Raw genomic sequence first — 15,475 nt, 5'->3', positions numbered from 1 at the left:
CAATCACTTTATATTTTTTATATTCGTATTTTTATTCGCATGTTATGGAATACAAAAAGGATAGACAGTTCATGAACCATCTATCCTTAAAATGCTTATTCTATACGGTTTTAAGATTAACCAAAGTATCTCTTTAACAGACCCTCAAAAGCTTTGCCATGACGAGCCTCGTCTCTAGCCATCTCATGAACTGTATCATGGATTGCGTCGAGGTTAGCAGCTTTAGCACGTTTTGCAAGGTCAAATTTACCAGCAGTAGCACCGTTTTCTGCATCTACACGCATTTCAAGGTTCTTCTTTGTACTGTCGGTTACAACTTCACCAAGCAGTTCTGCAAATTTTGCTGCATGTTCAGCCTCTTCAAAAGCTGCCTTCTCCCAGTAAAGTCCAATTTCCGGATATCCTTCTCTATGTGCAACTCTTGCCATTGCAAGGTACATTCCAACCTCAGAACATTCTCCTTCGAAGTTTGCTCTTAAATCAGCAATGATATCTTCTGGAGCACCCTGTGCTACACCAACTACATGCTCAGCAGCCCATGTCTTATCACCTGTCTGTTCTTTGAATTTCTCAGCCGGAGCCTTACATACCGGGCAGAATTCCGGAGCACTTTCACCTTCATAAACATAACCACATACTGTACAAACAAATTTTTTCATTTTAAGATCTCCTTTTCTTTTTATAATTGTATTTATATATCAATAATAGTAATTGTTACTGATATTAAATTAGCATAATTATTTTTAAATGTCAACTACTTTTTTGAGATTTTCTGATTTTGTTTTTCTTTCTTATTTTCTGCAAAATTGGTTGATTTATCCGGCAGGGAACCGGATTTATCCAATAACTTTTTACATTCCGGACAAAGTCCGTAGAATCTGGTAATATGTCCCTCAATGAAACCAGAAAATTCTTCTGCAGCAATAACATTAATCAGATCAATGTTTTTCATTTTTAAATCGAGAACGGAATTACAGTTTGTACAGAAGAAGTGGTAATGAGGTTTCGGATTACCATCAAAGCGGTCCGGCCCATTTTCCGTTGAAATCTTTTGAATCTCGCCTAAATCTGCCAGAAGAGAGAGATTGCGGTATACCGTTCCCAGACTGATGTTGGGATATTCCTGCCGGATATCGGAATAAACTGTTTCGGCAGTCGGATGGTCGGTACGTCCCATCAGGTTATTCTTAATACTTTCCCGTTGTCGGCTAAATTTAATCATATATTCTCCTCAACAAATAATAATAATCGTTATTGATTTTAATATAATTCTTAAAAGGAACTTTGTCAAGGAGAAGTGTAAAGTAAAAATCTGCATGTATGGGAAGTATAGGCTAAAAATCTGCATGGAATCTTAGAAGATGGAATATGATATAAGGAACAAAAAGATATAGGAAGGAAAGGTTATGCCGCAGTTTAAACGGTTCGTTGCATATCTTTATTATTATGAAAATGATACAAAGGAATATCTTGCCGGATTTGCCAGGGTAGAAATGCGCGGAGACATCTGCAGATTAGAAATACATTTAAAAGGAACAGAATATGCGGGGCAGGAAGGAAAGGTAAGCCTTTTTATCCGTAGGGAAGGAAAAATTCTGGCTTTTCCGGTGGGTAATATGCGGCTGATGTCCCAAAGCTCAGATTATAGTGGAAGGATTTCTGATGGTGAGCTGGGCGATGAAACCTGTCATATACAGGATGTATGTGGAATACTGATTCAGCCGGCAGATGGTAATTTTTATGGCAGCCAGTGGGACAATGGGGAGATACATAAGGAAGAAATAGAAATGCAAGCTGCAGAAGAGCCGTCTCTTCAGACTGAGGAAGTGCCGATGCACCATATTTTCCCGGAACAGATAAGCATGGAAGAAGGAATCCAGGAAAGAAGCACGCAGGAAAAAGGCACTGGGGAAAAAGAGACCTCCATCTGGGAACACTGGGAGAATCTGAAGCAGAAAATGACGATTCTGCATCCTTTTGAAGGAGAGAATATAACCTGCGTTCATATGGAACTGCAGGATCTACGGGAACTGCCACAGAAATACTGGTATCTTGGGAATAACAGCTTTCTTCTGCATGGTTTCTTTAATTACCGGTATCTTTTTTTCGGAGAACAGGTGACGCCGGAAGGACGGGAGCTGTTCTTAGCAGTGCCGGGGGTTTATCAGAAGCCGGAAAAAGTAATGGCTGCTATTTTTGGTTTTCCACAGTTCCGGACGGAAAAGCCGTGCCGGCAGTTAGAGGGGAGTTTTGGCTACTGGTATCGCCGGATGGACGAATAAGGGCGAACCGGATATGGTCTTCCCATTTTCCCTGTATCAGGGCATATTCCCTGGCGACACCCTCCTGTTGGAAATCAAGGGATTCTAGCAGACGGATGGAAGCGGTATTTTCCGGCATGACGGCAGCTTCTATCCGGTGCAGATGAAGTTCTTCAAACATAAGCTGAATACCAAAAGCAAGGGCTTCGCGGGCGTATCCTCTGTGCCAGTATGCGGGGGAAAAGCGATAGCCGGTCTCACAGGAATAGTAAGTAGAACGGTTGATATTGCGGAAGCAGATGGTGCCTATGATTTCGTCGGGATTTTCCCTGCGGAATATATAGAAGCGGATGAGGCTGTGCTTTAAGGTGAGACTCAGCTCACAGTTCATCAGGGTCCGCTGGTAGGCCACCGTATAGAACTGCTCAGGGTGGATGGTTTCATATGGCTCAAAGACATTCCGGTTCTGCTTATAAAACTGAAGAACTGCAGGGGCATCATCTTCCCCTAACAATTTCAGGATTAAGCGGTCTGTTTCATAGATAAATTTCATGTTATTAACTCCTGCAGCTGGTATAAGAATACCTTTTTGTTACGCTCAAAATATGCTATTATTATAACAGAGAAAAGAGTAAAAGTCAGGAGTAAACATGGAACCGGAGATAAAATATATGAAAGCAGCCCTGCGGGAGGCAAGGAAAGCAGAAAAATTAGAGGAAGTTCCTATTGGCTGCGTGATTGTGCAGAATGATAAAATTATTGCCCGGGGCTATAACCGGCGCAATACCGATAAAAATACACTTTCCCATGCGGAACTGACTGCCATTAAAAAGGCATCAAAGAAGACCGGGGACTGGAGGCTTGAGGACTGCGTGATGTATGTGACCTTAGAACCATGCCAGATGTGTGCGGGAGCCATTGTGCAGTCCCGTATGAAAAAGGTGGTAATCGGAACTATGAATCCCAAGGCTGGATGCGCCGGTTCAGTGATGAATCTTTTGCAGGTGGCAGCATTTAATCATCAGGTAGAGATAGAGCGGGGCGTATTGGAGGAAGAATGTTCAGACATGCTGTCGGAATTTTTCAGACGGTTGCGTGAGAAGAAGAAACAGCAGAAAATGAAGGCAAAACCTTGACAATCCGGCATAAAATAGGCTATAATTTAGATTCCGAGCAGCCGGGGTGGCAGCGGTGCCCTGTACCAGCAATCCGCTATAGCTGGGGTGATATCCTGTCTCGGGTTTGAAATTGTAAAGCAGCCCTGAATAAGTGGCGTTGATGTCTGGGTCTTACGCAACAGGAATCTGTGAACCGGGTCAGGTCAGGAATGAAGCAGCCCTAAGCGGAAGCTCCTGTGTGCCGTAAGGTCGCCTGGACTGAGTTGGCTGTTCAGGTAACGTTTGCAACGAGAATTCAAAACAGGATGCTCGGTTTTTAATGCAAAAAATTAGAAATTATAATATAATAAAGATAAGGGTTCTTCATAAGAAAGCTGGAGAGAAGAAAATTTAATATAATAAAGGAGATAAAGATGAAGAAGTACGGTTTTGGCGTAGATATTGGTGGAACCACCTGTAAGATCGGATTATTTGAGACCAGCGGGAAAATGCTGGATAAGTGGGAAATCCCAACCAACAAGGCAGATAATGGCGGACATATTTTAGATGATGTGGCAGCATCCATTGACGAGAAAATGAAATCAGCATCCATTGCAAAAGAAGATGTGGAAGGAATCGGCGTAGGTGTTCCTGGTCCTGTATTAGAAGATGGCTCTGTTTCCGTATGTGTAAACCTCGGATGGGGACAGGTTCAGGTTGCCGATGAATTAAGCAGTAAGACAGGTCTTCCGGTTAAAGTAGGAAATGATGCGAATGTAGCAGCCCTTGGCGAGATGTGGCAGGGCGGTGGAAAAGGCTACACCGGAGTCGTTATGGTTACGCTTGGAACCGGTGTTGGCGGCGGAATTATTCACAATGGTAAAATTATTCCGGGCGCAAACGGAGCAGGCGGCGAAATTGGACATATTACCGTCAATACAGAGGAAAAAGATACCTGCGGATGTGGCAGACATGGCTGCTTAGAGCAGTACGCATCAGCTACCGGAATCGTCCGCATGGCGAAGAAACTTCTGGCTGAGAAAGATGATGAGTCTTCCTTACGCGGATTTGAACCGCTGACAGCAAAGGATATCTTTGATGAGGCAAAAAAAGGAGATGCTCTGGCATTAGAGGCGGTAGAAATCTTAGGCGAGACACTTGGTATGGCGTTATCTAATATTGCCTGTGTCGTTAACCCACAGGTATTCGTAATCGGTGGTGGCGTATCCAGAGCCGGAGATATCTTAATTGATACGGTAGCAAAACATTTCAAAGAGCATGCATTTGCATCCTGCAAGGACACCAAGTTTGCATTGGCATCCCTTGGAAATGATGCCGGAATGTACGGCTGCGTGCAGATGATATTAGACTAAGAATCAGATGAATCGAGAAACATGCTTTGCCAGATTCTTTCGTAAGTAAGTGAAAAGCCTCCGTCCTGGGACGGAGGCTTTTCTTGATTTATTGCGAGAACCAAAGGACTCTCTTGGACCTTGAAAAAGGCACAAAGTCCAGTAAAAAGAAAGGGAGACTAAATAATTAAAAGATGATTAAATAATCATAATATGCGTTCTAATTCGTATTTCTTATTCAACAGAAGTACATCAGCCCTTGCACCCGGGGTCAGACTGCAGATGGTTTTCTCCATTCCAATGCTCTTGGCAGGGTTGCACGCATGGCATCGCTGATTAAGATGACGCGGTCATCTCCAAATATGCGGAAAACGCTGCGGATAACGGCTGGATGGATGTGGATGCCATCACAGATAATTTCCACCATTGCATGTGGGGCATCAGCAGCGGTACCCACAATACCCGGGTCACGGTGGTGGAATGCCGGCATGGCGTTGAACAGATGAGTTGCATGGATGGCACCTGCTGCGAAGGCCTTTGAGGCAATTTCATAAGAAGCAGTAGAGTGTCCAAGAGAAATAGTAACTTCATCATGGAATTTTTCGATAAATTTGTCTGCTCCCGGAAGTTCTGGAGCGATGGTAATTAACTTTATTTTGCCACTGTAAGATTCTAATAAGCGGCAAAATACGTCTATATTAGGGCTACAGAGGTAACTTTCTTTCTGGGCACCCTTCTTTGCCGGGGAAAGGAAAGGACCTTCCATATGAATACCGGCTACATAGGAATGGTTTCTGTCATCCGGTACACCGGAAACAGTTTCGAAGATTTCCATAAGCTGGTTTTCCGGTAAAGTCATGGATGTTGCACAGAAGGATGTAACGCCGCAGGAATGCAGGTAAGCTGCAATATCGGAAAGTCCGTCTGTATTTGCGTCACAGAAATCATGACCCTTTGCACCATGGATATGCACATCAACCAGTCCCGGAATCACATAATTGCCTTTTGCATCCAGAATTTCCTCATGTTCGGAAACCGGTTTGTCTACGATTGTATGTGTAACATCATCGATATATAAGTCTTTTTCGTGGAAAGCGAAGTCATCACCCCATACAAGACCGTTTCGGATAATCATTCGAATACCCCCTTAAATCAGTTTATTTTTAATAATCAGTGAAAGAGCTGCTTCATCAGCAACAATGGATACGTTGTTATGTAACTGCAGGATAGAAGCAGGAGCAGTCGGAGTGATTGGGCCAAACAGGGCCTGATACTTCATTATAATCCTTTGCTTTATAAATACGCATGGTATCCCTCCTTAAAAGGCAATTTCTATATTGTTTAGTCTGATTATATAATCGGAAAAATGAAAATGCTATAAAATAGACAAAATAGCCGCTCAATAGAAATATGCAGTGGCAAATATATCTTAAATAGAAATCATAACAAGCTAACACATTACCATATCAAATATGATTAAATCATAATTTAACACAGATTAAAACAGGATTAAACCAGTTTATGAAAAAATTTAAGAAATCTTAAATTGACCCGCTGTGGGGGCTGCTTTACAATGAAAATAGATTGTAAGCAATTACGGAAAACATAAGAAACAACGGAGAAAAACATTGTCTACAAGAAGAGAAAGAGAACGAAGAAAGAAATTAAGGAGAATAAGAAATGCAATTTCAGCAGCTTTTTGTGTACTGGTATTGCTGTTAGTGCTGGGAATCGTAAACCTTCTGACCGGTATTTTGGAAAAACATCTTCCTATAATAGATGGGAATGGAGACTATACCATCAGTATACTGGAAAAGCTGTCCGGAGATAAAGAGGAAAAGGAACCGGATAAGAAGGGGCTGACAGTGTGCATTGATGCGGGACACGGCGGAAAGGACAATGGTTCTGACTATAAGAACCGCTATGAGAAAGATGATACTCTTGCCCTGGCACTTGCAGTACAGAGTTATTTGCAGGAAAAAGATGTGAATGTCATCATGACGCGAAGTGATGATACCTTCTTAAAACTGTCAGAGAGATGTGATATAGCAAATGAAGCGGAAGCAGATTATTATGTATCCCTGCACCGGAATACCGGAGAAGGATATGGAGTAGAGACATGGGTATACAGTGGAGCCAACGAAGAGACCATGGGACTTGCCGGAAATATCCAGCAGGGATTAGCCGGAGTTGGTGTACAACGCGACCGTGATGTGAAAAAGGGAACCCAGAAGAGCAGTTCAAAGGACTATTATGTAAACAGCCATTCCCATATGCCGTCCTGTATCGTTGAAATGGGATTTATGAATAATGCCAAAGACAATCAGCTTTTTGATGATAATAAGGAAGCATATGCGGCGGCTATTGGAGATGCCATTATTGCTACTTATAAGACTTACCATGGTGACGGAACAGGTGGAAATACAGAAGCAGATACGTCCATCGGAGATACTACAACAGGTGATACAGACACAGATGGAACCTCCGGCAGCACAGAAGACAGTACCGCCACAGAAGATACGAAAAACGTAGGAGAAGTTATTACCAACCAGCAGATTGCCAATGTGGAAGCTTTGGATAGAACCTGTCAGAACTGGGGGCAGGGCGTGAATTTTGATGAAGAGAACCGGCCGATTGGAGCTGTTTCTTATCAGGAAAAATACGGAGACTATCAGGCGAATTTTATCGGAGCAGATGAAAAGAAGATTTATCTGACCTTTGATGAAGGCTACGAATATGGCTGTACACCGCAAATCTTAGATACTTTAAAGGAAAAGGGCGTAAAGGCAACCTTTTTTGTGACAGAGCCATATGCCAAGGCACAGCCAGAGCTGGTACAGCGGATGATTGACGAGGGACATGAGATTGGTAATCACAGCGTGACCCATCCGTCCGAGGGCCTTCCATCCCAGAGTTTGGAGCAGCAGAAAAATGAAGTCATGGAGAACCACCAGTATATTAAGGATAATTTTGGCTATGATATGCACCTGTTCCGGTTCCCGGCGGGTAAATTCAGTGACCAGTCCTTAGCAGTGGTCAATAACTGCAACTACAAGAGCGTGTTCTGGAGCTTTGCATACAAGGACTATGATGTCAATAACCAGCCAGGCGAGTCAGAAGCGTTACAGAAATTAAAAGACCGGATGCATCCGGGAGCAATTTATCTTTTACATGCGGAGTCTACCACCAATACAGCCATTCTTGGAAGATTTATTGATGCGGCGCAGGCAGCAGGCTACGAAGTGGTGGCATTTCAGTAAGACGCAGATACAAGGAGAAGTCCGGTGGAAAAATATGCAATATTAATCTTACCAATTACATTAAGCATCATTATACTAGTAGCTGGAAGTATTGCATTTTATATGCCCTTGAGGTGGGAGGAACGGCAGAGAGAAAGATATTCTACCTACCGGGGAAAGAAAGCAGAGCAATCAGAGGAGCACTGGTACAGGGCACAGAAACTATATGGAAAATGTCTTTTGGTGTCAGGAAGTATCGACCTTCTGCTGGCATATCCGCTGACCAGGTGTTTTTATTGGTTCGTGGAAGCTTTCTGGCATAGCGAAGATGCAACACTTCCGGCTGTTTTGATATTGTGCGTTCCGAGTTTTGGGTTTATACTCAGTGCATACCTGATAACAGGAGGCAGAATGAAAAGAGAAATAAGATTTTCGGGTAATTGTGAGGACAGAAAATGCGGATACAAAAGAGAAAAATAATATTGCCAGTCATGGTATTACTGCTTGGGATGACTGCTTTGGGAGCTGTATTATATGGAGTAGGAAATATACAGAGGAACCATAGCAGAAAAATGGCGAACCTGAATGCAATGATATATTCTGAGCGGATAAAGTCTGATATTATGCAGGAAGTTGGAGCTACAAATGCTTTAAAGCAGCTTCTGGTCAGTGAAAATGGCAGGATTAATAAATTTTCAGAGGTGGCAGAGGATATGATGACGGATTCCATCCAGAGTATCCAGCTTGCACCGGATGGTGTAGTAACAGAGATATATCCGGAAGATGGCAATGAAGCCGGAAAAATCGACTTGCTCAATGATGCGGACAGGGGAGAAATTTCCCGTTATGCCAGAGATAACCATATTGAGATTATGCAGGGACCGTTTCAGTTAGAGCAGGGTGGATACGGAATGGCAGTACGAAATCCGGTATACCTGAAAAATGAAAACGGAGAAGAAGAATTCTGGGGATTTGCCATTGTAATTATCCGTGTACCGGCTATTTTTTCAGATTCATTAAAAGCACTTTCGGATTTTGACTATGATTATACGTTATCAAAGACCGTTTCTCCATGGGATACAACATATGAAGAAGTATATAGCTCAGGAGCAATTCTGACGAATCCGGTTGCTTATGAATTTGAAGCAGCTGGAAACCGGTGGAAACTGGAAATCATGCCGAAGACAGGCTGGTCGAATCATGAGCACCTTTATGGAATGCTGGCTGGCGGACTATTGATTGTTCTGCTGCTGACGGGACTTGTCTCTATGATTCTGGCTTTGGATGAGCATAAAAATAGATTTAAAAAGCTGGCTGTAACTGATGTATTGACCAGAATCAATAACAGGCATGGATTTGAGGAGCAGGTAAGACAGTATTTGAAAAAGTATCCGGAAGCTTCCTGCGTGGCAGCACAGTTTGACATTGATGATTTCAAGTTCATTAATGACATGTATGGACATGAATCCGGAGACAGGGCATTACAGATATTAGCAGAAAGCATGCGGAAATCGTTCCCGGAACATGCAGTGCTTGGACGGAAAGGAGGGGATGAATTCTGCATTTTCTTAGATAATTGCACCGGTGAAGAAGTAAGGGAGAAACTGGAACAGTTTACAAAAAAGAAGCGTTCTTTCTGGTATGAAGGTGAAAAAGTGACATATACTATTTCCCTGGGATATGCAGAGTATCCGTTACAGGGAAAAAACTATTCACGGTTGATGCGCTGTGCAGATGCAGCACTTTATGAAGTAAAGCTTGACGGGAAAAATGGCTGTATTCAGTACCGGGAAGGAATTGGACTTGAAATTAGAAAGCAGCTTGGATTTGCATTGAAGGATGTTTCGGAAAATCTTCCGGGAGCATTTATTATTTATAAAGCAGATAAAGAAAATGATGAAATTCTTTTTGCGAACCATGAGATGATCCGTCTCACCGGATGCAGGAACATGGCAGAACTGCAGGAGTATACAAAAGGAAGCTTCCGTAACCTGATTGAAGAAGAAGAAAGGGAGCAGGTTGAAGAAAGTATCTGGCAGCAGATAGGAGAAGGACATTCCAATGATTATGTACACTTCCATCTGAAAAAAGCAGATGGAACCTCAATGAGGGTGCTTGACCATGGCAGAATTGTGGAAAATGGACGATACGGCAGAGTGTTCTATGTACTGATGGTGGACTGGAATTCTACAAAGCGGCATTACAGAGATGCATTTTAGAGACTGTAAAACATGATAAAAAAGAAAGAGGTATAGGATGATGAAGAAAAAATTAATCGCAATTGTAATGGGAATGGTATTTTGGGCTGGATTATTTGGAGGATGTGGACAGACAGAGGTGAAGCAGGATAATGCAATCACAAATAACAGCGAAGAAGAAACAGCAGAAGAAAAGGAATTAACAGGAACCATTGATGAGATAAAGGATTTTATGTTTGTTGTGACAGATGGGAATGATACTCCGTATAGTTTTACTTTTGAAGAAAAACCGGAGGGATTGGAAAATGTCAGCAATGGAGATACTGTAACAGTAAAATATACAGGAACAATTTCTGAGGTAGATCCGTTTGAGGGAGAGGTATTATCTGTTGAAAAGGCAAAATAAAATCAAAATAGCAATGAGATTGTCAGCAGCTATGGTATTCCTGTCCATGCTGCTGTGTGCCTGTACAGAAGCATCACGGAATCAGGAGATGCCGGCTGCAACATATATGGGAGGAAAAGACACCATTGCCGGAATTTGTGAAGAACTGGAATCAGCAGGAGCTTCCCATGTAGATACATTTCGGGAATGGACGACTGATTTCGCGGATACTGCCGGAAAAAATGCCGGACTGGAGGATGGCTGGTCAGATCCTGAAAAAATGAAAGCAGATATTGGAAAATGTATGGATGGCTGGGAACAGAACCATGATTATTCGGATGCTGATTGCAGAATGACAGCGTTTCTTCTGCTGGATGGTGTGCTCCGCGCAGAATCGACAGAAGGCAGCTATGAGGGTACCTACTTAATGTTTGATACAGAAGCAATAGATAATGTGGACAGGTATGAAAGTATAAAAGAAAATAAAAATATGTTCACCACGCTCTATGGAGAAAAAAATGTAACAGATGGCAGCCGTCCGGAAAATACATTTTCCGATAGCTGGAAACATTATGGATTTCAAGTGGATAGTGACAGGCTCTCTCTTCTTAGCATAGTAATATATGACCCATACTCGGATGTTGTTTTTGTGGGGCATACCGGTGTTCTGATAAAGTACAGTGACTATTATTTGTTTATAGAAAAGATTGCTTTTGAACAGCCGTATCAGGCAACAAAGGTGCATAATATGGATGAATTGCTCGATATTATGTCGCTAAGACCGGAGTATTTTGGAGAAGAGGGTGAAGCAGGTCCCTTTGTTTATTGTAATGGAGAATATCTCGGAACATTAAAGAAAAATATTTAAAAAAGTAAATATTTTACAACTTATGTTGAACTGGAGTAAAAATCAGATAGATGTAATTGGCAAAAAACCGCCGCCTCATCGTTCGGGAAAGAACGATGGGCGGCGGATATCATATAACCAGAATGACTGCAATGGAACTGCAGCCACAGGGGCGTTTTATTTATTGGCACCGTCAGCATCAATTACAGATTGAATCTGTTTCATCAGGGTATCGTAGTTGTCCTGATTATCAATTCCACCGAGCATCGGATCGCCCACAATATTACCATTTCTATCGACTAAAATTGTGGTAGGGAATGCCATAATATCAGAAGCATATTTACCTGCATCTGAAGCAGAGTCAATGGAAAGATTGCGGTATGCTGCCCCCTGGCTTTCCAGAACAGCTGCAGCTTCTTTGATGGCATCCTCGTTTCCATCAAAGGTTTCTGTATTGATTCCAATTACCTCTCCTCCCATGGATTTGATTGTATTATTTAATTCATTAAGTTTTGACAGCTCGGCAACACAAGGCTTACAGCCGGTAAACCAGAAATTAACGACAGTTACTGCATTTCCGGAAAACAGGCTTTCGTCAACAGAATTACCATCATAATCCTGACCGGAGAAATTCCTGAAAGGAGAGGTATCGTCAGAATTATCCTTCTGGGAGGCATTGTCGGATGCTGTATTGTCCTTTTCGATTGCTGCTATCTGTTCCTCGATTTTTCGAATCGTTTCAATATCATCTGTAAGAGTTTTTAATTCATCTTCTGTAAATGAGTCTTTATTTGATTCGACGGCGGCAGCCAGATAGTCGGCGTAATTTCCGCTTGGATCAGCAGTACTTTTATTCATCATGCCAAATACTTTGTTCCATGCATCTTCATGATCAGCAAAGAGCTGATTCTCCTGCTGATATAAATCATCCAGCGTAGTGTTGGAACTGCCGGAAACTTCAGTGCCGGCTTCGGTCTGGGTATCGCGGGAAGCTTCTGTGTTTGAAGTTCCTTTTCCGCTACAAGCTGTAAACAATAATGCTGTACAGAGGGTAAAAATAGAAATAACGGTTCTTTTTGTTTTCATGAATAATTTCTCCTTTGAATAATTGATAATAAAATTAATGGTTACTTTTTGGAATATTGTTGTCTACGGATGCTCTTTTTTCGCATGGCATGCCCATAAACTGATAGTGGATGGCATCTTTAGGGCAGGCTTTTATACATGCTCCGCATCGTATGCATTCCGGATGATCCGGGGTCTTAAGCACATCAACATCCATTTTACAGGCATTGGAACATTGACCGCATCCGACACATTTACTGTTTTCAACCTTAATTTTAAGAAAGCTGACCTTGTTAAACAGTGAGTAGATTGCCCCGAGAGGACAAATCCATTTGCAGAAGGGTCTGTAAAACAAAATACTTAACACAACAACTGTAATTAAAATAAGGCATTTAAAAGAAAATAGCTTTCCCAGTGCAGATCGTATGGCAACATTTCCCAGTGAAAGAGGTATAGCCCCTTCCAGAACGCCTTGAGGACAAATGTATTTGCAGAAGAACGGATCCCCCATCCCAATGGAGTTCGTTACAAACATTGGCAGAAGTATAACGAAAACAATAAGGATAAGATATTTCAGGTATCTTAGTGGTTTCAGCCGGGCTGTAGAAAATTTTTTCCCGGGAATTTTATGGATTAAATCCTGAAACCATCCAAACGGACACAAAAAACCACATATAAATCGCCCAAGTGTCACACCCAGTAAAATAAAAAATCCTGTTATGTAGTATGAAAATTTAAATCGCGATGAACCGACAACTGCCTGAAAAGCTCCGATAGGACAGGCTCCGGATGCAGCGGGACAGGAATAACAGTTTAATCCGGGTACACATACCGTTTTAGCACTGCCCTGATATATTTTACCCTTGAATAAATTGGGAATATGAATATTAGTAAGCAGCGTGGCAGCTGCCTGTATCCATCCACGTATTCCGGCAGCTCTTTTTGATATTATTTTTTTATTCTTATCCAATTCCGACACACTCCAGACATAATTTTATTGCTTTGCCAAGTACGGCAGCTGCTTCACCTCTGATTGCACCATAGCTGACCATAGTGATACCGGTGATAAGCAAGGCAATTTGAGATATTTTTTGACACTTCAAGATATTGTTGCTCCTTTCATTTATTGAATTTATTGACCTGCTGACCTGGGTATTATACAATAGCAGTTGTAAAATTTTTGTTAAGAAACAGGTGAAAGCTTTTGAGATTATTAATAGTTGAAGATGAGAAACAAATATGCGACACAATTGCAAAAAGTCTGTATGATGCCGGTTACGAGGTGGATACCTGCTATGACGGGGAAGAGGCACTGGAATGCATTCTGGCGGAGGATTATGATTTGATTGTTCTGGATCTGAATCTGCCGGGTATGGATGGAATGGACATTTTAAGGGAACTTAGACAGAAAAATGAGGAGACGAAGGTCCTGATATTATCTGCAAGAGGACAGATTGCCGATAAGGTTGAGGGACTGGATGCAGGTGCAAACGATTATATGGAAAAACCGTTTCATTTGCAGGAACTTGAGGCACGTATCAGAAGCCTGACAAGAAGAAAATTTGTGCAGAAGGATATATGCCTGGAAAGTGGTGAAATTAAGTTCAATACGATAAGACGCGAGGCATATGCAAAAGGGAAAATGGTTCCCCTGACAAGAAAAGAAAATGGTATTCTGGAATACCTTCTTCTTAATCTTGGCAGACCGGTCAGCCAGGAGGAACTGATAGAACATGTCTGGGATGCATCCGTGGATAGCTTTAGCGGCTCCATCAGAGTGCATATGTCTTCGCTCAGAAGAAAACTGAAGTCCGTGCTTGGATATGATCCGGTTTTGAACAAGGTGGGAGAGGGGTATAAAATACGAGAGGAGTCCGATAAATGAGAAGAATGTCGTTGCAGTGGAGGCTTACCTGTATCATTACATTATATATTGCGGTTATATGTGGATGCCTGACTATGCTGGTCTATAAAAACGGTGTGTATTATATGGAATCCCTGCAGGAGACTGTTGATGCACAGGGAGATGGGAATGGAAATGAATCAGACGAAATATATATCAGTATTCCGGAAGACAAGTGGGACGAATTTGCAAATGATTTTTCGGTCCAGGTATACAACAATAAGACGGATTACAAAAAAAGCAGCCTGATAATTTCAGCTTTATTGGCACTTCTTGGTGGAGTGGCTACATATTTTATAAGTGGGCGTGCCCTCAGACCGATTAGAGAGTTTTCGGATAAAATCGAAGAAGTACAGGCACAGAATCTGGCAGATTCACGGATAGAAGAGAATCAGGTGAAAGAACTGAACCAGCTTAGTGCTTCATATAACAAAATGCTGGAACGCCTTTCGGATGCCTTTGAGATACAAAGACAATTTACCGCAAATGCAGCACATGAGCTTCGAACCCCACTGTCTTTAATGCAGGTACAGCTTGATTTATATAATTCCACCGGACATCCGGGCAATGATACGGATACTTTACAGACGATAAAGATGGTTACGGAACAGAATGACAGGCTCAGCAGGATGGTAAAGACACTTCTTGACATGAGCGAACTTCAGACGGTGGGAAGAGATGAGAAAATTGCAGTTGACGCTCTCATTGATGAAGTGCTGGCAGATTTGGAACCTCTTGCACAGGAAAAAAATATAAAGCTTGCTGGAAAATGCAAGAACACAACAATGGTCGGAAGTGATATTCTTATTTACAGGCTGGTATATAATCTTGTTGAAAATGCAATAAAATATAATCATTCAGGTGGACAGGTTACAGTTACTGCGTATCAGAAGGAAAAGCATGTTTATCTGTCAGTAGAGGATACAGGAAGCGGAATCCCGGAGGAACTACGGGAGCGCGTGTTTGAACCATTCTTCCGTGTGGATAAATCCAGAAGCAGGGAACTGGGGGGCGTAGGTCTGGGACTTGCTTTGGTTCATGAAATTGTGAGAGTGCATGATGGCAGTATAACAGTTAAGGCCAGTCCGTCTGGAGGGACGATTTTTGATGTGATTTTTTAAAGAGAAT

At 42.1% G+C, this 15,475-nt stretch carries 16 protein-coding genes, 1 other RNA gene and 2 pseudogenes; 11 read left to right on the top strand and 8 right to left on the bottom strand.

The window, feature by feature from the left end; all coding sequences use genetic code 11:
* Nucleotides 1–116: 116 nt before the first annotated feature.
* Both DWX65_RS11765 and DWX65_RS11760 read right to left on the bottom strand, forming a co-directional pair.
* A complete protein-coding gene (locus tag DWX65_RS11765) occupies nucleotides 117–659 on the bottom strand; it encodes an NADH peroxidase (RefSeq protein WP_022244330.1) in 543 nt (180 codons plus the stop codon).
* A 191-nt stretch (nucleotides 660–850) separates the two neighbouring features.
* A pseudogene (locus tag DWX65_RS11760) lies at nucleotides 851–1,222 on the bottom strand (Fur family transcriptional regulator); the annotation flags it as partial.
* 184 nt (nucleotides 1,223–1,406) lie between these two features.
* Between DWX65_RS11760 and DWX65_RS11755 the strand changes: the two are divergent.
* On the top strand, nucleotides 1,407–2,282 hold the full coding sequence (locus DWX65_RS11755; RefSeq protein ID WP_117697871.1) for a DUF6128 domain-containing protein: 876 nt from the start codon (nucleotides 1,407–1,409) through the stop codon (nucleotides 2,280–2,282).
* On the opposite strand, the gene DWX65_RS11750 is transcribed toward DWX65_RS11755, so the two are convergent.
* Nucleotides 2,191–2,814 (bottom strand): GNAT family N-acetyltransferase, encoded by a 624-nt coding sequence (locus tag DWX65_RS11750; RefSeq protein WP_117697870.1) that lies wholly within the window; start codon nucleotides 2,812–2,814, stop codon nucleotides 2,191–2,193. The two genes, DWX65_RS11755 and DWX65_RS11750, sit on opposite strands and share 92 nt — an antisense overlap.
* A 97-nt stretch (nucleotides 2,815–2,911) precedes the next feature.
* On the opposite strand from DWX65_RS11750, the gene tadA reads away from it, so the two are divergent.
* The 3 genes from tadA to DWX65_RS11735 all read left to right on the top strand — a co-directional run bounded on the left by tadA (nucleotide 2,912) and on the right by DWX65_RS11735 (nucleotide 4,731).
* Nucleotides 2,912–3,397, top strand: coding sequence for a tRNA adenosine(34) deaminase TadA (gene tadA / locus DWX65_RS11745; protein ID WP_022244326.1), 486 nt, complete (start codon nucleotides 2,912–2,914; stop codon nucleotides 3,395–3,397).
* 33 nt (nucleotides 3,398–3,430) lie between these two features.
* Nucleotides 3,431–3,692, top strand: an RNA gene (gene ffs, locus DWX65_RS11740) — signal recognition particle sRNA large type.
* 100 nt (nucleotides 3,693–3,792) lie between these two features.
* Nucleotides 3,793–4,731 (top strand): ROK family glucokinase, encoded by a 939-nt coding sequence (locus DWX65_RS11735; protein ID WP_117697869.1) that lies wholly within the window; start codon nucleotides 3,793–3,795, stop codon nucleotides 4,729–4,731.
* Between the two features lie 250 nt (nucleotides 4,732–4,981).
* Here DWX65_RS11735 and nagA read toward each other — a convergent pair whose 3' ends face one another.
* On the bottom strand, nucleotides 4,982–5,845 hold the full coding sequence (nagA, locus tag DWX65_RS11730; protein ID WP_242986099.1) for an N-acetylglucosamine-6-phosphate deacetylase: 864 nt from the start codon (nucleotides 5,843–5,845) through the stop codon (nucleotides 4,982–4,984).
* Nucleotides 5,846–5,857: 12 nt separating this feature from the next.
* A pseudogene (locus DWX65_RS11725) lies at nucleotides 5,858–5,980 on the bottom strand (glucosamine-6-phosphate deaminase); the annotation flags it as partial.
* A 358-nt stretch (nucleotides 5,981–6,338) separates the two neighbouring features.
* Between DWX65_RS11725 and DWX65_RS11720 the strand changes: the two are divergent.
* The 5 genes from DWX65_RS11720 (at nucleotide 6,339) to DWX65_RS11700 (ending at nucleotide 11,400) form a co-directional block, all read left to right on the top strand.
* Nucleotides 6,339–7,970 (top strand): N-acetylmuramoyl-L-alanine amidase, encoded by a 1,632-nt coding sequence (locus tag DWX65_RS11720; RefSeq protein ID WP_242986098.1) that lies wholly within the window; start codon nucleotides 6,339–6,341, stop codon nucleotides 7,968–7,970.
* A gap of 24 nt (nucleotides 7,971–7,994) precedes the next feature.
* On the top strand, nucleotides 7,995–8,429 hold the full coding sequence (locus DWX65_RS11715; protein WP_117697868.1) for an SdpI family protein: 435 nt from the start codon (nucleotides 7,995–7,997) through the stop codon (nucleotides 8,427–8,429).
* A 92-nt stretch (nucleotides 8,430–8,521) separates the two neighbouring features.
* Nucleotides 8,522–10,168, top strand: a complete 1,647-nt coding sequence (locus tag DWX65_RS11710; protein WP_242997868.1) for a sensor domain-containing diguanylate cyclase — start codon at nucleotides 8,522–8,524, stop codon at nucleotides 10,166–10,168.
* 37 nt (nucleotides 10,169–10,205) lie between these two features.
* The gene (locus DWX65_RS11705; protein ID WP_242986097.1) at nucleotides 10,206–10,553 is read left to right on the top strand and encodes a hypothetical protein; all 348 of its coding nucleotides are present in this window, start codon (nucleotides 10,206–10,208) and stop codon (nucleotides 10,551–10,553) included.
* A 13-nt stretch (nucleotides 10,554–10,566) separates the two neighbouring features.
* Nucleotides 10,567–11,400 carry a DUF4300 family protein gene (locus tag DWX65_RS11700; protein WP_117697948.1) on the top strand — a complete coding sequence of 278 codons (834 nt, stop codon included), beginning with the start codon at nucleotides 10,567–10,569 and terminating at the stop codon, nucleotides 11,398–11,400.
* A 156-nt stretch (nucleotides 11,401–11,556) separates the two neighbouring features.
* On the opposite strand, the gene DWX65_RS11695 is transcribed toward DWX65_RS11700, so the two are convergent.
* From DWX65_RS11695 to DWX65_RS11685, 3 genes are read right to left on the bottom strand one after another with little or no spacing between them, the layout of a single operon-like run.
* Nucleotides 11,557–12,465 (bottom strand): TlpA disulfide reductase family protein, encoded by a 909-nt coding sequence (locus DWX65_RS11695; protein WP_117697866.1) that lies wholly within the window; start codon nucleotides 12,463–12,465, stop codon nucleotides 11,557–11,559.
* A 34-nt stretch (nucleotides 12,466–12,499) separates the two neighbouring features.
* Nucleotides 12,500–13,414: a 4Fe-4S binding protein gene (locus DWX65_RS11690; protein WP_118173490.1), complete on the bottom strand. Its 915-nt coding sequence runs from the start codon at nucleotides 13,412–13,414 to the stop codon at nucleotides 12,500–12,502.
* A complete protein-coding gene (locus tag DWX65_RS11685; RefSeq protein WP_197420846.1) occupies nucleotides 13,407–13,547 on the bottom strand; it encodes a CD1871A family CXXC motif-containing protein in 141 nt (46 codons plus the stop codon). Before DWX65_RS11685 ends, DWX65_RS11690 begins: the two co-directional genes overlap by 8 nt.
* Before the next feature lie 101 nt (nucleotides 13,548–13,648).
* On the opposite strand from DWX65_RS11685, the gene DWX65_RS11680 reads away from it, so the two are divergent.
* Nucleotides 13,649–14,329, top strand: coding sequence for a response regulator transcription factor (locus tag DWX65_RS11680; RefSeq protein WP_022244316.1), 681 nt, complete (start codon nucleotides 13,649–13,651; stop codon nucleotides 14,327–14,329).
* Nucleotides 14,326–15,468 (top strand): sensor histidine kinase, encoded by a 1,143-nt coding sequence (locus DWX65_RS11675; protein WP_117697865.1) that lies wholly within the window; start codon nucleotides 14,326–14,328, stop codon nucleotides 15,466–15,468. The genes DWX65_RS11680 and DWX65_RS11675 overlap by 4 nt, the downstream gene beginning before the upstream one ends.
* Nucleotides 15,469–15,475 lie beyond the last annotated feature (7 nt).

Origin of the sequence: Roseburia sp. AF20-18LB (assembly GCF_003461185.1) — a bacterium.
Taxonomy (GTDB): Bacteria; Bacillota; Clostridia; order Lachnospirales; family Lachnospiraceae; genus Roseburia_C; species Roseburia_C amylophila.
Note: the sequence above shows the minus strand (reverse complement) of the source record. Positions and strands in the feature narration are given on the sequence as shown.

Excerpts from the sequence above, each read along its gene's own strand:
- nagA (WP_242986099.1), bottom strand. The coding sequence starts at position 5,845 with ATGATTATCCGAAACGGTCTTGTATGGGGTGATGACTTCGCTTTCCAC.
- tadA (WP_022244326.1), top strand. The coding sequence starts at position 2,912 with ATGGAACCGGAGATAAAATATATGAAAGCAGCCCTGCGGGAGGCAAGG.
- DWX65_RS11700 (WP_117697948.1), top strand. The coding sequence starts at position 10,567 with ATGAGATTGTCAGCAGCTATGGTATTCCTGTCCATGCTGCTGTGTGCC.
- DWX65_RS11765 (WP_022244330.1), bottom strand. The coding sequence starts at position 659 with ATGAAAAAATTTGTTTGTACAGTATGTGGTTATGTTTATGAAGGTGAA.
- DWX65_RS11675 (WP_117697865.1), top strand. The coding sequence starts at position 14,326 with ATGAGAAGAATGTCGTTGCAGTGGAGGCTTACCTGTATCATTACATTA.
- DWX65_RS11755 (WP_117697871.1), top strand. The coding sequence starts at position 1,407 with ATGCCGCAGTTTAAACGGTTCGTTGCATATCTTTATTATTATGAAAAT.
- DWX65_RS11710 (WP_242997868.1), top strand. The coding sequence starts at position 8,522 with ATGGCGAACCTGAATGCAATGATATATTCTGAGCGGATAAAGTCTGAT.
- DWX65_RS11750 (WP_117697870.1), bottom strand. The coding sequence starts at position 2,814 with ATGAAATTTATCTATGAAACAGACCGCTTAATCCTGAAATTGTTAGGG.
- DWX65_RS11735 (WP_117697869.1), top strand. The coding sequence starts at position 3,793 with ATGAAGAAGTACGGTTTTGGCGTAGATATTGGTGGAACCACCTGTAAG.
- DWX65_RS11705 (WP_242986097.1), top strand. The coding sequence starts at position 10,206 with ATGATGAAGAAAAAATTAATCGCAATTGTAATGGGAATGGTATTTTGG.
- DWX65_RS11695 (WP_117697866.1), bottom strand. The coding sequence starts at position 12,465 with ATGAAAACAAAAAGAACCGTTATTTCTATTTTTACCCTCTGTACAGCA.